Annotated in this window: 12 protein-coding genes; 9 read left to right on the top strand and 3 right to left on the bottom strand. The window is 68.4% G+C overall.

Annotated features, from left to right (window positions below; all coding sequences use genetic code 11):
* Positions 1 to 66 precede the first annotated feature (66 nt).
* From NC7_RS29995 to NC7_RS04380, 4 genes are all read left to right on the top strand, one after another.
* Complete coding sequence (locus tag NC7_RS29995) at positions 67 to 189, top strand: hypothetical protein (protein WP_255283991.1); 123 nt, start codon at positions 67 to 69, stop codon at positions 187 to 189.
* Between the two features lie 105 nt (positions 190 to 294).
* On the top strand, positions 295 to 927 hold the full coding sequence (locus NC7_RS04370; protein ID WP_236573129.1) for a TetR/AcrR family transcriptional regulator: 633 nt from the start codon (positions 295 to 297) through the stop codon (positions 925 to 927).
* Positions 927 to 1,796, top strand: a complete 870-nt coding sequence (locus NC7_RS04375; RefSeq protein ID WP_067979119.1) for an alpha/beta hydrolase family protein — start codon at positions 927 to 929, stop codon at positions 1,794 to 1,796. The genes NC7_RS04370 and NC7_RS04375 overlap by 1 nt, the downstream gene beginning before the upstream one ends.
* A 97-nt stretch (positions 1,797 to 1,893) precedes the next feature.
* Positions 1,894 to 3,243: an aminotransferase class I/II-fold pyridoxal phosphate-dependent enzyme gene (locus NC7_RS04380; protein ID WP_067979123.1), complete on the top strand. Its 1,350-nt coding sequence runs from the start codon at positions 1,894 to 1,896 to the stop codon at positions 3,241 to 3,243.
* 17 nt (positions 3,244 to 3,260) lie between these two features.
* Here NC7_RS04380 and NC7_RS04385 read toward each other — a convergent pair whose 3' ends face one another.
* The 3 genes from NC7_RS04385 to NC7_RS04395 are packed head-to-tail and all read right to left on the bottom strand — an operon-like array spanning position 3,261 to position 6,627.
* Positions 3,261 to 4,211 (bottom strand): LLM class flavin-dependent oxidoreductase, encoded by a 951-nt coding sequence (locus tag NC7_RS04385; RefSeq protein ID WP_067979126.1) that lies wholly within the window; start codon positions 4,209 to 4,211, stop codon positions 3,261 to 3,263.
* Positions 4,208 to 5,503: an NtaA/DmoA family FMN-dependent monooxygenase gene (locus NC7_RS04390; RefSeq protein WP_067979128.1), complete on the bottom strand. Its 1,296-nt coding sequence runs from the start codon at positions 5,501 to 5,503 to the stop codon at positions 4,208 to 4,210. Before NC7_RS04390 ends, NC7_RS04385 begins: the two co-directional genes overlap by 4 nt.
* An 8-nt stretch (positions 5,504 to 5,511) precedes the next feature.
* Positions 5,512 to 6,627 (bottom strand): sulfurtransferase, encoded by a 1,116-nt coding sequence (locus NC7_RS04395; protein ID WP_067979131.1) that lies wholly within the window; start codon positions 6,625 to 6,627, stop codon positions 5,512 to 5,514.
* A gap of 167 nt (positions 6,628 to 6,794) precedes the next feature.
* On the opposite strand from NC7_RS04395, the gene NC7_RS04400 reads away from it, so the two are divergent.
* The 5 genes from NC7_RS04400 to NC7_RS04420 all read left to right on the top strand — a co-directional run bounded on the left by NC7_RS04400 (position 6,795) and on the right by NC7_RS04420 (position 13,341).
* Positions 6,795 to 7,733, top strand: a complete 939-nt coding sequence (locus NC7_RS04400; RefSeq protein WP_067979134.1) for a sulfurtransferase — start codon at positions 6,795 to 6,797, stop codon at positions 7,731 to 7,733.
* A 365-nt stretch (positions 7,734 to 8,098) separates the two neighbouring features.
* The gene (locus tag NC7_RS04405) at positions 8,099 to 8,923 is read left to right on the top strand and encodes an ABC transporter permease (RefSeq protein ID WP_236573127.1); all 825 of its coding nucleotides are present in this window, start codon (positions 8,099 to 8,101) and stop codon (positions 8,921 to 8,923) included.
* On the top strand, positions 8,920 to 10,107 hold the full coding sequence (locus NC7_RS04410) for an ABC transporter permease (RefSeq protein ID WP_084457932.1): 1,188 nt from the start codon (positions 8,920 to 8,922) through the stop codon (positions 10,105 to 10,107). Before NC7_RS04405 ends, NC7_RS04410 begins: the two co-directional genes overlap by 4 nt.
* A complete protein-coding gene (locus NC7_RS04415) occupies positions 10,104 to 11,645 on the top strand; it encodes an ATP-binding cassette domain-containing protein (RefSeq protein WP_067979137.1) in 1,542 nt (513 codons plus the stop codon). Before NC7_RS04410 ends, NC7_RS04415 begins: the two co-directional genes overlap by 4 nt.
* On the top strand, positions 11,638 to 13,341 hold the full coding sequence (locus NC7_RS04420; RefSeq protein WP_067979141.1) for an ABC transporter substrate-binding protein: 1,704 nt from the start codon (positions 11,638 to 11,640) through the stop codon (positions 13,339 to 13,341). Before NC7_RS04415 ends, NC7_RS04420 begins: the two co-directional genes overlap by 8 nt.
* The last annotated feature ends 22 nt before the right edge of the window (positions 13,342 to 13,363 follow it).

Raw genomic sequence — 13,363 nt, forward strand, 5'->3', positions numbered from 1 at the left:
CGGTATCGTCCGAGACGGCAAATCGCCAGTGACAGAAGGTCACAGAGTGTCAACTTGGAGTGCACCATGCTTTACAACATCACCGAGTCCAACTCCGGCAGCAGCGGCGACGGCGGCATCCTCGCCCTGCTGATGAGTCTGCTCACCAGTTCGATGAGCACCGGCTCGGCTCAGACCTCAGGTAACTGACCGCATCTGGAGCGAACTTCCGGCTAACGCGCGGTAAGCCGGGAGAGCTGTCGTTGGGCCCGATCCATGACGAGGGGATCGGGCCCTTCGGTATTGTCAGCGACAATGTCACAGGATGCGAATACGGGACGAATGTATGCCGGGCAGCCCGTAGAGGACCGGCAACGCCAGCGGCGTGCGCGTTTTCTGGAGTCAGGCCTGACGGTCTTCGCGCGCGACGGGTACGCCAACAGTTCGGTCGGTGCCATCTGTAAGGACGCCGGACTGTCGTCGCGGCAGTTCTACGAGGAGTTCACCGGTCGCGAATCGCTGCTGCTCGAACTGTACGAGCAGATCGACCGCGAATCCCGCGAGGCGGTGGCCGCGGCCCTCGAGGCCAAGAGCGACGCGAGCGCGATCGACCAGATCGACGCGGCGGTCCGCGCGTACGTCGAGACCATCGGCACCGATCCGCGCAAGGCGCGGGTGGCGCTGGTCGAGGTGGTCGGTGCCGGACCCAAGGTCGAGAAGTTCCGCCTCGAGCTACGCCGCGTGTGGGGTTCGTTGCTGGCCGGTGCCGCCGAGGACGCGGCCATGCACGGCGAGATCCCCCCGGGCGATTACGAGTTGCGCGTGCTCGCCATCATCGGCGCGGTGAACTATGTGGTCGACGGCTGGAGCGGTGCCGATCCGCGGCCGCCGCTCGACGATGTGATCCAGGTGCTGAGCCGGGTGATCCTCGGCGCGGTCGGGGCTTGATGGCGCGGGTCGAGACCGTCCCGATCCAGGTGCCCGACGGCACCACCCTGCCCGTGCGGCTGATTTCCGCCCACGGGCCGCACCGTCATCCGGTGACCCCCGACGCCCCGCGCCCGGCGGTCGTGATCGTGCCCGGTCTCGCCGTGCCCGGCGAGTTCTACGAGTACTTCGGGCACCAGTTGGCCGGGCGCGGATTCGATGTCGCCATCGGTGAATTGCGTGGTCAGGGCGGTAGCACCCATCGTCCCGGCGCCGAAAGCACGTACGGCTACCACGAATTGGTCGCCGTGGATTTCCCGGCGATGCTGCAGGTGGTGCGTCACCGTTTCCCCAGCAGCACCCCGTACCTGCTCGGGCACAGTATGGGCGGCCAGCTGTCGGTGCTGTACGCGGCCCGGGTGCGCGGCAGGCTCGGCGGACTGATCCTGATCGCCTCCGGCACACCGTATTACCGCGGCTACCGGGGTGTGCTCGGCCCCGGGGTGCTCGTCGGCACGGCCGCGGTGGCGGTCGCGTCGAATCTCGCCGGTTTCTGGCCGGGTGACATGCTGGGCAAGCGGGCATACGGCCGCCAGTCCAAGGTGCTCATGTCGGACTGGGCCCGCCTGGCTCGGACCGGCCGCTTCGTTCCGGTCGGTGCCGATATCGATTACGAGGAACGCGTCGCGCGGCTGAAGTTCCCGGTGCTGTCGATCACCATCGAGGGCGACGAGATGACCCCGCAGACCTCCGCCGACCATCTGCTGAGCAAGATGCCCGCCGCCGAGGTCACCCGCCGGTTCGAGCCGGAACCGCTGGGGCACAACGGGTGGATCACCAACCCGGACTCCACCGTCGACGCCGTCGAGAAGTGGCTACGCGACCGCTGAGCCGCGAACACAGACGATCGAATCGCGCGGGAACAAAACCGGTTCGCTGAATACATATATTCGTCATACTGGTCCATATGCGACGAATGGAGAATCGGTGACCGACCCGGGTTCGGCGGTGCTCGTGCGTGCGTTGGCGGCCGACGCCTCGCACACATCCGAATCGGTGCGGGCGGTGACGGCGCGGCTCATCCGCGACGGCTCCCTCGCCGAAGGCATCCGACTGCCGACCATCCGCGAGCTGGCCCAGCACTGCGGTCTGAGTACCCGCACGGTTGTCGCCGCCTGGGGCGAGCTGCGCAAAGAGGGACTCATCGCCACCAATCGCCGGGGCGGCACCGTGGTGGCCGCGGCCGGGGGAATGCCGCTGGGACGCCCCCTCGCCGAGCGCGACCTGCTCACCGGCAGCCCCGATTACGCCCTGCAGCCCGACCTGGCGCCCGCGATGCTCGCCGGGCTGCACACCGACGACCTGAACCGTCCCGGCCGCGACTACATCACCGACCGTTTGCGCGCGGCGGTCTGCGACGGCTGGCCCTTCCCCGCCGAGGCGTTCGTCGCGGCGGGTGGCGGCTCGGAGGGTTTGTTTCTCGCCGTGGCCGCGGCGGCCCCGGACGGCGCGCTCGTCGCGGTGGAGGAGCCGGTGATGCCCGGGTTCCTGGATACGTTGACCGAGGTCGGCTATCGGGTGGTCGGGATCGCCGCCGACGAGCAAGGGGCACTGCCGGATTCGCTGGCCGAAGCCTTGCGCCGGAATCCGGCGGTGGTGGTGTTGCAGCCCGAAGGCGCGTACGCGACCGGTGGTGTGCTCTCGTCGTCTCGGGCCGGGGACCTGGCCGAGGTGTTCGCGGTGGCGGAGGCGGAGCCGTGGATCGTCGAGGACGACGCGGTCGGACCGCTCGCCGCGGCGCAGGCACCGTCCCTGGGGAGCTGGTACCCGGAACGCTGTGTGCGAGTGCGCAGCTACTGCAAGGCCTTCGGGATGGATATCCGGACCTGCGTGATCGGTGGCAGTGCCGAACTCGTCGACCGGGCCATCCGGGCCAGGGTGCACGGTATCGCCGCGAACAGCCGGATCCTGCAGAACGCCTTGGCGCACTTGATCACCGATCCGGGTGCGGCCGCGCTCATCGCCACCGCCCGCGAACGCTATGCCGCGCGGCGGGCAGGTCTGATCGCGGCGCTGGCCGCACGCGGGGTTGCCGCCGAGGCCGGGACGAACAGCCTGGTGGTGTGGGTCGAAGTCGCCGACGAACAAGGTGCGCTGCTCCGCTGCGCACGACACGGGATCGTCGTCGGGTCGGCCACGCGTTCGCATGTCGCGCCTGCGCGCGCCGCGATCCGGGTGGCCGTTCCCCAATTGCCCGACGACCCGCGACGGCTCGCCGAACTAGCCGCGCTGCTGGCGGACGCGGCGGCATCGACCCACCGCGAATTCCTCGACTGACCTGTGCGGACGCCGTCTCAGGCTGTCGTGAACGCCTGGCTCGGTGACAGGGTCGCGACGCGTGCCAGCACGTCGAGGTAACGGGGGTGGTGGACGGCGAGCGGGACGTAGTAGAGCACGTCGGTGGCGGCGGGCCGGTCCGGGTCCTCGGCGAGTCGGGACGCGATCTGGTCGACCTTGCCGATGCTGATCTTGTTGTCTACCAGGTATTTATGTAGGTCGACCGGCTCGGAGTAATAGCGCGGGCTCAGCGCGATATCGGTTTCGAGGAGCGCGAGGGAATCACGTTCGCTGTCGCCGGGGAGTACTGCCGCGCTCACCCCGATTCGCGGCGTCGTCCGGCACTCGGCGAGATATGCGTCGACCAGTTCGGTGACACTTCCGCCGGCTCGAGCCTGCGAATTACCGTGTGGCAGCAGGCCGTCACCTGCTCGGGCGATTCGGCGGGCCGTATCGATGTTTCCAGTCGACTGCCAGATGCGCGAGCGCAGGCCACTGGGCGGTGGGTAGAGGGCGATCTCTTCGCCGACCCGGCCGCTCTCGAGGAGCCGGTGTATCTCGCCTACTCGCTGGGTGTAGATCGTCTCCCGTTCCGCGTCGGACACGCCGAAGCCCGCGTAGCTGGTGGCCGAATGTCCGAAACCCAGGCCCTTTCCGAGCCCGAGTTCGAGGCGTCCATCGCTGAGCGCGTCGGTGACCGCCGCGTCTTCGGCCAGTCGAACGGGATGCTCGAAAGGCACTGTCACCACGCCGGTTCCGAGCCGGATGTGCCGCGTGTGCTGGGCTGCGGCGGCCACGAACGGGAAAACCGACGGTAGCGCCGCGTGATGGGCCTCGAAGTGCCGGGTGGCGAACCAGACGGTGCCGAAACCGAGCTGTTCGGCGCGCACCGTGATCTCGATGGTCCGCCGATAGACCTCGGCCGCTGGTGGACCACTGCGTAATTGGACGAACAATGCGCGATTCACAGGCCGTAATGCCCTCTCAACGTGGTGGTTTCGTACTCCGTGCGAAAGAGCCCGCGCGATTGCAGGATCGGCACCACCTGGTCGACGAAAAGTTCGAGCCCGCTGGGCAATTCGTCGAGCATGATGTTGAACCCGTCGCTCGCTCCCCGGGTGAACCACTCGGTGATGAAGTCGGCCACCTGCTCCGGTGTGCCGACGACCTTCGCGTGGACGCTGCCGGAGGCGAGAAGCCGTGCCGCGCCGCGGGTGTCGGCGCCGGACGCGCGCACGTTGTCGAGCAGCACCGCGCGTTGTCCGCGGGAGCCCGCGTCGCTGTTCTCGTCGGGGACCTTGTGCCAGGGAAACGGGGCGCTCAGGTCGAGGTCGTCGGGGGAGAGGCCGAGACGATCGGCCAGATTGGTCAGCTGCACGTCGTCGGGGATCAGGTCGATGAGGTCTAGCTCGCGCTGCCGCGCGGCGGTTTCGGTGTCGGCGAGAACGACGATCAGGCCCGGCAGTAGCTTCACGCTGTCCGGGTCGCGACCGGCTGCCGCGGCGTGCTGTCGCAGTTCGGTTCGGCGCGCGGCGGCGGACACGGGGTCGACGTGGGCGGAGTAGATGGCGTCGGCGGTCCGTGCGCCGAGTTCGACGCCGTGGCTCGACGCGCCCGCCTGGATCAGCACCGGTTTGCCGTGCGTCAGCGGCGGCGACTTCAGTGGGCCCGCCACCCGGAAGAACTTGCCGACATGGTCGATCGGACGGACCACCTCGGGATCGAGGTAGCGACCGGTCGCCTTGTCACCGACGAGTGCGTTCGCCGGGACCGAATCCCACAGCGCCGTGACGACCTCGAGGAATTCGGCGGCCCTGGCGTACCTTTCGGCCTTCGGTAGCGCTCGGTCGAGGGAGTAGTTGCGGGCGGCATTGTCACCGCCGGTGACCACGAAGTTCCAGCCGACCCGCCCGCCCGACACCGACGAGAGCGCGGCGAACGAGCGGGCCAGGTTGTAGGGATCGTTGTAGGAGGTGGTCGCGGTGACGATCACGCCGATGTGGCTGGTGTGCGCGGCGAGCACGGCATGGGCGATGAACGGTTCGAGCAGACGGCTCGGCGCGGTCCAGTCCTTGGCCTGGATATCCGGGGAATCGGCGAGGAACACCGCGTCGAGCAGGCCTCGCTCGGCGGTGCGCGCCACGTCGAGGTAGTGCTCGATCTCGACGAAATGGGCAGCCGGTTCCGGTGCGCGGCGCCACGGGCTGCCGATGGCGCCGCCGGGAATGAGATTCGCGTTGAGAATGACATGTCTCGGCATGAGGGTTCCTAGGAATTCGAGAGGGCGACAGAGGGTTCCGTTGCGAGCGGACGGGCGGGATCGGCGACCCACTGCGACAGGGAGCCGGGATAGATGGCGATCTCGATGCCGAGTGTCGCCAACACGAACACCTGTAGAGCCGCCGCCATCGCGCTGCCGCAGTAGCTGGCGGCCGGGGTTCCGGCGTCGACACCGAGGCGGCGGTAGCGGGCACGCAGGGTGGCCTCGTCGAGAAGCAGTCCGTCGCCGTCGAAGTCGTCGAAGACCGGGGCGCTGATGGCGCCGGGAATATGCCCCGGATACTCGCCCCCGCCGTGAAAGTGGGTCCGTGGACGGGCGTCGAGGAGTATGCCGCGTCCGGGAAGTTCAGCGACAGTCGAGGTTTCGACCGTTGGTAGCGAGCCTGGCCGTGCGATGGCAGTGTCCGAGTGACCTGACCTGACGGGTGTGCCGGATGCATCTGATGCGTCAGACGTGCCGCGCGTGCCGGATGGATTTGGTGCGTCGAACGTCCCGGACGTGCTGGGTACGTTGAGCGCACCGGACGTGCCGGGCGTGCGGGATGGGTCTTGTGTACGTGAAGTGCCGGTCAGGCCAAGGGTGCGTGAGGTGGCAGGTGTGGCACGTGCTCCGGGCAGGCCGGACGTGTTGGGTTCGTGGACTCTATCGTTCCCGCGAGTGTCGTTCTGGCCGTCACCTGTTCGCGGCGGCTCTTCGGGCCGACCCGAGGTGAGTCGACCGCCTGCCGCATGCCAGGCGCGTAGTCCGCCGTCGAGGATGCGGACGTCGGTCAGACCGGCCCAGCGCAGCACCCACCACGCGCGCGCGGCAGCGACTGAGCGGGCGTCGTCGTAGACCACCACCGCGCTGTCGGAGTGAATGCCCCAGCGGCGCAGCGATTCCGTGAGGTGATCCGTGTCCGGCAGGGGGCGGGCGCCGGAGTCGGCGGTCGGTGTACCGGACAGATCGGCGTCGACATCGGCGAACCGCGCGCCGGGGAGGTGTTCGCGCTGGTAGTTCGCGCGCTCCCCGGCCGTGCGGACATCGAGCAGCACGAGCCGCGCGGGCGGGGCATCGCGCAGGTCGGCTGCGGAGACGAGGTGGGCGGCACGGTCGCCGGGCATCGGGGTCCTTTCACCGATTCGGTGTGTTCGACCGGCCGAGAATATGTAGTCCGAGTGTGGGAACACATATTTGGAGTCCGCCTGACTTTTTGTGTTCCCGTGGGGGTTTGGCCGACTTATGTTTCTCCCCGCCGGGTCGTCGGAACCCGGAAGATGGGAGGTCGGCCGTGCCAAGCCGGATCGTCGACGCGCAGTGGGTGCGGGACCGCCGTGCGGACGCCGTCGTCATCGAGGTGACCAATGGTCATGGGCTCGCCGCCATCCCGGGTGCTCGAACGGTCTACTGGAAAGACCTCCTCTGGGACCGGTCCCGTCGACAGTTCCCTACCGCTCGTGAGCTGGCCGACCGTCTTCAGTCACTGGGCGCCCACGCCGACGCCCCGCTCGTCTTCGCCGGGGACCCACCGCAATTCGCGGCCTACGCACTCTGGGTCGCCACCGCCGTCGGGATCGGCGGCGACCTGCGCTACCTCGATGGAGGCACCGCCGCATGGCCGCACGACGAGCCGGTGATCGGCAGTGATCGGTCTGTCGGCGCTGGTAGCAGCAACCGAGTGGGTGCCGATGCCACCGGTCAGCGGTGGGCACTGGACGTTGCGAGCGAGGAAAATGCTTCTCGAACAGCCGACGTCTCGCGCACACCGCTTCCCCTGACGGTGCCGCGGTTCGCCGAGGTGGTCGTGGGCCGGGAGCAGGTTCGCGCCGCGATCGACTCGCCGACCGTGCTGCTAGACCTGCGCTCTCCCGAAGAGTTCGCGGGACTCCGCGTTTCACCGTCGTCGGAGCCGGTCGACCACGGGGCCGAGCGGCACGGACACATCCCCGCAGCGCTGAACCTGCCCGCACAAGACCTGCTCGACTCTGCGGGCCTGCTCCGACCGACCGACGAAATCGCGGCGCGCATAGCCGAACTCGGCATCGCCGACGCCGATGACATCGTCGCCTACTGCCGTCTCTCCCACCGAGCCGCACTCGGCTGGCTGATCTTCACCGACCTACTCGGCGACCACCGCGTCCGTGTCTACGACGGCTCGTGGACCGAATGGGGCAGTCTCGTCGGCGCCCCGGTGCACAACCCTGCCGATGCCGGGGAGCTGACCTCATGACGACACGATCGAACACCGAGTCGTTGCGGGGAAACACGGTTTCATCGACGGTGACACATCGCACCTCCGAGGATGCGACGGCAGCACCAGTGGTTGCGGCACCACATGCAGCGCGCGCGACCGAGTCGATGCCGGTCGCGTCGACGTCTCCGGATACCACGCCGAATCACCAGGATGCGGGGCCGACCAACGGGGCAGCCGCGCGATGGCGTGCGGGTTTCACTTCGTCTGGGAGCCGTGGCTCGGCGAACAGAGCGCAGATCGTGGCTCGGCGCATAGTCGGGGTCCTCCTGTCGGCCGCCGGAATGATGTGGGCAGCAGTCACTTTGGCTTTCCTCGCGGTACATGTAGCACCAGGTGACCCGGTGACCGCGATCATGGGCGAGTCCAGTGATCCGGCCCTGCGGGAGCGGATCGAACGGGACTGGGGGCTGGATCGTCCGTTGATCGTGCAGTACGGCCTGCATCTTGGTCGGCTGTCGCACGGGGATCTCGGCTATTCGTATGTGCGCGGTGAACCCGTGGCCGACATCCTGTTCGGCGAGCAGCTGGTGACCAGTGCGCAGCTGGCAGGGTTCGCGCTCCTGATCGCGGTGGTGCTCGCGCCGTTGCTCGCCGTGTTCACGGCGGGGCGGCGTGACGTGTTCAGCCGGGCGACCGCCACGCTGGAGGTGATCGTGGCCTCGGCGCCCCCGTTCTGGACCGGTCTGGTGCTGATCTGGGTGTTCGCGTTCACGCTCAAAGTTCTTCCGGTGACCGCGGGCAACGAATTCCAGCGGCTCATCCTGCCCGCCGTCACCCTGGCTCTGCCGATCGCCGCTGTCCTCGCGCAGGTGATGCGGGAGGGGATCGAGCGCGCGCTGGAACAGCCGTTCGCACTCACCGCCCGGTCGCGCGGCATCAGTGCCACCCGGTTGCGGGTGCGACACGGGCTGCGGCATTCGCTGATCCCCGCTGCCACGCTGGCGGGCTGGGCGGTGAGCGGGCTGCTCACCGGGACGGTCGTGATCGAGGAGGTGTTCGGCCGGGCCGGTATCGGCCGGGAGACCATCGCCGCCGTCACCCATTCGGATGTGCCGGTAGTCCTCGGCGTCGCCCTGCTCACCGCCGCCATCTACCTCACCGTCACGGTCCTCGTAGACCTCGCCTACCTGTGGATCGACCCCCGCCTCCAGGAGCCGATCGCATGACCGACACCACACCCGCCCACCTGAAAGCCGTTGTTCCCACACAGAGTTCGTCCGCGCAGGACCGCTACGCGCCCGCGCTCGAAACAGCCGGTGCCCGGCACACGGACCGCGACGCTCGTCAGCACCTGGAGACCGCCGAGGACGCGGACAAGCGCGACGGTGTGTTTCCACCACCAGATGTGGCCGACGACGGGGATCGCACCGCGGACTCGCCGCCCCAGGTCGCCCCCGCCGGTATTGCCGATGTGTCATCGGTGCGGCGCCCGTCCGAGCAGGCGCCGACCATCGGAGCGGACTCCAAGTCGCGAGCCTCGACGAATCGGAAGAGGTCGGGTGGCAGGGGAGGCGTGCTGGATCGGATCGTCGCCGTCATCTCGAAATGGCCGTTCGGCGTGGTGGTTTCGGTGGTCGTACTCGGGTTGTCCGTCATCGCCGCTCTCGCGCCGGACGTGCTGGTCGGCAGCGACCCACTGCACACCGACCTGCTCGCCGCCCACGAACCGCCCTCCCTCGCGCACCCCTTCGGCACCGACCAACTCGGCCGTGACGTGCTCACCCGCGTCGTGCACGGCGCTCAGCTGTCACTGTTCATCGGGGTGACCGCGACGGCACTGGCGGTGGCCATCGGGGTGACGCTCGGATTGATCGCCGGTATCGGTAATCGGCTCGTCGACGCCATCGCGTCGCGGGCGTTCGACCTGCTCGGGGCGTTTCCGGAGATCCTGCTCGCCCTGGTGCTCATCACATTCACCGGTACCGGCACCGCGAATCTCATCCTCGCGATCGGTATCGCCGCCGCTCCTCGGTTCGCCCGGGTGATGCGGGCCGAGACCCGGGCGGTGTGTGGCAGCGAGTTCGTGGCGCAGGCGGGGCTGCTCACGCGGTCGCGTGCACGGATCGTGGTCCGCCACATCCTGCCCAACGCGCTGCGTTCGCTGCCGGTGGTGGTGACTCTCGGACTCGGCACGAGCATTCTCGGTGCCGCCGCCCTCAGCTTCCTCGGCTTCGGACCGAAACCGCCCGTGCCGGAATGGGGTTCGATGCTGGCCGAAGCGCACGGTGATCTGCGGATCGCCTGGTGGTCGGTCGTCTTCCCCGGTGCCGCCGTCACCGTCGTCGTCCTCGCGACGACCATCCTCGGCCGCTACGCCGGTCACCGCTTCGAGCGAAGGGCGCAGCTGTGAGCGACACCCTGATCCAGGTCAGGAACCTGCGCGTCGAATTCGACGGGCGTGCGGTGGTGCGTGGCGTCGATCTCGAACTGCGGCGCGGCGAAATCCTGGCCATCGTCGGCGAATCCGGGTCCGGCAAGTCGGTGACCACTCGCAGCCTGGTCGGTCTCGCGGGTGGCCGGGTCAGCGCGGACCGTCTCGATCTCTTCGGCGCCTCGGCCCTCGACCTCTCCGAACGGCAGTGGCGTGGAATACGCGGTGCCCGAGTCGGATTGGTGTTCCAGGACGCCCTGGTCGCGCTCGACCCGTTGCGCACCATCGCCGACGAGATCGGCGAATCGTTGAGCGCGATCCCGCGCGACGAGCGCGACGACCGCATCGACGGCCTGCTGCGTTCCGTCGGCATCGCCGACCCGCAGGTCCGCAAGCGGCAGCGCCCGTTTCAGCTCTCCGGCGGACAACGTCAGCGCGCCCTGATCGCCTCGGCGCTCGCGGCGGGCCCGGACGTGATCATCGCCGACGAACCGACCACCGCCCTCGACGTGACGGTCCAGAAGCAGGTGCTCGAGCTGCTGGCCGAACAGGTCGCGGGTGGTCGGGCCATGATCCTGGTCAGCCACGACCTGGCCGTCGTCGCCTCGATCGCGGATCGCGTCCTGGTGATGCGGGCAGGCGAGGTCGTCGAGGCGGGGCCCACCCGCGAGGTCATCGAGCACCCCCGGCACGAGTACACCCGCGCGCTGCTCGCGGCCGTACCGCACGGCAGTGCCCGCGCGCGGGCCACCGAGCCGGTTTTCACCGCGGCGGGGCTCACGAAGTCGTACCGGGGAGTTCCGGCGATCACCGATATCTCCTTCGAAGTCGGCGCGGGTGAAGTGCTCGGCGTGGTGGGCGAATCCGGGTCGGGTAAGTCGACCGTGGCCAAGATCGTCACCGGCCTGATCGAGCCCGATCGCGGTGAGATGCGTTTCGGCACCGAGCCTTTGACGCACAAGTCCCGCAAGCCGGGTGAGCTGGGCCTGGTCGCGCAGGACTCGGTCGGTTCCTTCGACCCGCGCTACCGGGTCGGTGAGATCATCGCCGAGAGCGTCGCGCTGCGTGTGCCGCGCGCCGAACGCCGAGCCGAGGTACTGCGCCTGCTCGACGCCGTGCACCTGCCCGCCGACACCATCGATCGCCACCCACGCGAACTGTCCGGCGGGCAACGTCAGCGGGTCAATATCGCCCGCGCGCTCGGTGCCCGCCCGCGCCTGATCGTCTGCGACGAACCGGTGTCGGCCCTCGACATCTCCGTGCAAGCCCAAATCCTCGACCTCGTCGCCGAACTCGCCGCCTCCGAAGACGTGGCGATCGTGTTCATCTCGCACGATCTGGCCGTAATCCGGCAGATCTGTCACCGCGTGCTCGTCCTGAATCACGGCGTGGTCGTCGAATCAGGCACGGCCGACGAGGTTTTCCACCACCCGTCCTCGCCCTATACCCAAGCCCTGCTCGATGCCGTCCCGCGACTGGCGGTCCCGGCTCCCACAGAAAGCTCCTCGCGTGCGTAATCGCCTCACCCGACTGTTCACCGCGCTGCTGTTGGCCACCGCGCTGGCCGCGAGCGCCTGCGCCGCCGACCCCGAACCCGGTGGCGGCGGCGGTGGACCGACCACCCCGCCGCAGGCGGGCGGCACCTTCACCATCGCGCTGCCCACCTACCCGTCGCGCGGTCTGAGCCCGCACTACGGCGCGGCCTTCGACGCCTCCCAGGTGCTGCGCAACAGCTTCGACAGCTTGATCGCCGAGGACCGTGACGAACAGTTCCACCCCTGGCTGGCCACGGAATGGACGATTTCGCCCGACGGCCTGGTCTACGAATTCGCCCTGCGCAAGGACGTCACCTTCCACAACGGCGAGAAGTTCGACGCCGCGGCCGTGAAGGCGAACATCGACGCCCTGCGCAACCCCGACTACCCGTCCTGGACGGTCCTCGGTCTGCTGCAGTACTCGAGTGTGAGCGCGGTAGACGTGCTCGACCCGTACAAGGTGCGCATCAGCCTGAGCACCCCGCGCGCCGACTTCCTGTCCACCCTCGGCGGGCTCAGCGGCGCCATCGTGGCCCCGAGCAGCCTGCAGGCCGACAAGCAGGCGCTGACCAGCGGCGCGGGCTTCGTCGGTTCCGGCCCGTTCGTGCTCGACAAAGTGGTGCAGGGCCAGGAACTCCGGTATCGGAAGAACACCGCCTACAACTGGGCCCCGGCCACCGCGAAACACCAGGGCGCCGCCTACGTGGACGAGTTGGTCGTGAAGTTCATCCCCGAAGCCGCCACTCGCGCCGGACTGCTGCGCAGTGGTGAGGTGAACGCGATCGGCACCGTGAAGGCCACCGATATCGGTCTGTTCGACGGGGTGTCCGGTTTCCAGTACGAGCAGATCGGTTCGGCCGCCTCGCCGTGGGTCATCATGCTCAACCTCACCCACGGCGCCACCACCGATGTGCGCGTGCGCCGAGCCATCGCCAAGGGTGTCGACATCGCCGCTGTCACCAAGAGCCTCACCAAGGACACCCAGCAGCGCGCATGGAGCCTGATCTCTCCGGACAGCGCCTACTACGACCCGAAGTTCGAGAACAAGGGCGGCCCCGATCTCGACGCCGCGAAAGCGCTTCTCGCGGAAGCGGGTTGGACCGGAGCCGACGCCGAGGGCTACCGCACCGACAGCACCGGCAAGCGGTTGACCGTTCGGTTGGTCGCCACCAACCCCACCTACCCCGAGGACGATTTCCTGAAGGCCTGGCAGGCCGAATTGCGTCAGAACCTCGGCGTTCAGGTGGAACTGCAATTCGTCGACAACGCCCAGATCTACGACCTGCTTGCCCGCAACGACTACGAGGCCTTCCCCCGTCAGGTCGGCGGCCTGGACCTGTCGCTGCAGTTCAACCGCGCCTACGGGTCGACCACTCCCGACCTGAAATACGGACAGATCGACGGCATCACCATCGGCTCCATCGTCGGCGGCTCGAAACTGGCCGACCCGCAGGTGGACCGGTGGCTCGTCGACGCGACCAAAGCCACCGATCGCGAACAGCGCAAACAACTGTTCAACCGCATCACCGCCCATCTTCTCGACAATGCCGTCGCGATTCCGCTCTACACCGACCGCAACAGCGTCGCCGCCGACGCGACCGTGCACAACCCGACCTCGCTGTTCGATGCCCCTCGCAACAGCGTCAACGGCTGGGCCTACGACATCGCTGTCCGCTGACCAGCATCCCTCTCCCGGAAGG

The organism is Nocardia caishijiensis NBRC 108228 (assembly GCF_001612825.1).
Classification (GTDB): Bacteria; Actinomycetota; Actinomycetes; order Mycobacteriales; family Mycobacteriaceae; genus Nocardia; species Nocardia caishijiensis.

What these genes read in the sequence shown, in the direction of transcription:
- NC7_RS04375 (WP_067979119.1), top strand. Translation starts at nt 927, where the DNA reads ATGGCGCGGGTCGAGACCGTCCCGATCCAGGTGCCCGACGGCACCACC.
- NC7_RS04410 (WP_084457932.1), top strand. Translation starts at nt 8,920, where the DNA reads ATGACCGACACCACACCCGCCCACCTGAAAGCCGTTGTTCCCACACAG.
- NC7_RS04390 (WP_067979128.1), bottom strand. Translation starts at nt 5,503, where the DNA reads ATGCCGAGACATGTCATTCTCAACGCGAATCTCATTCCCGGCGGCGCC.
- NC7_RS04395 (WP_067979131.1), bottom strand. Translation starts at nt 6,627, where the DNA reads ATGCCCGGCGACCGTGCCGCCCACCTCGTCTCCGCAGCCGACCTGCGC.
- NC7_RS04370 (WP_236573129.1), top strand. Translation starts at nt 295, where the DNA reads ATGTCACAGGATGCGAATACGGGACGAATGTATGCCGGGCAGCCCGTA.
- NC7_RS29995 (WP_255283991.1), top strand. Translation starts at nt 67, where the DNA reads ATGCTTTACAACATCACCGAGTCCAACTCCGGCAGCAGCGGCGACGGC.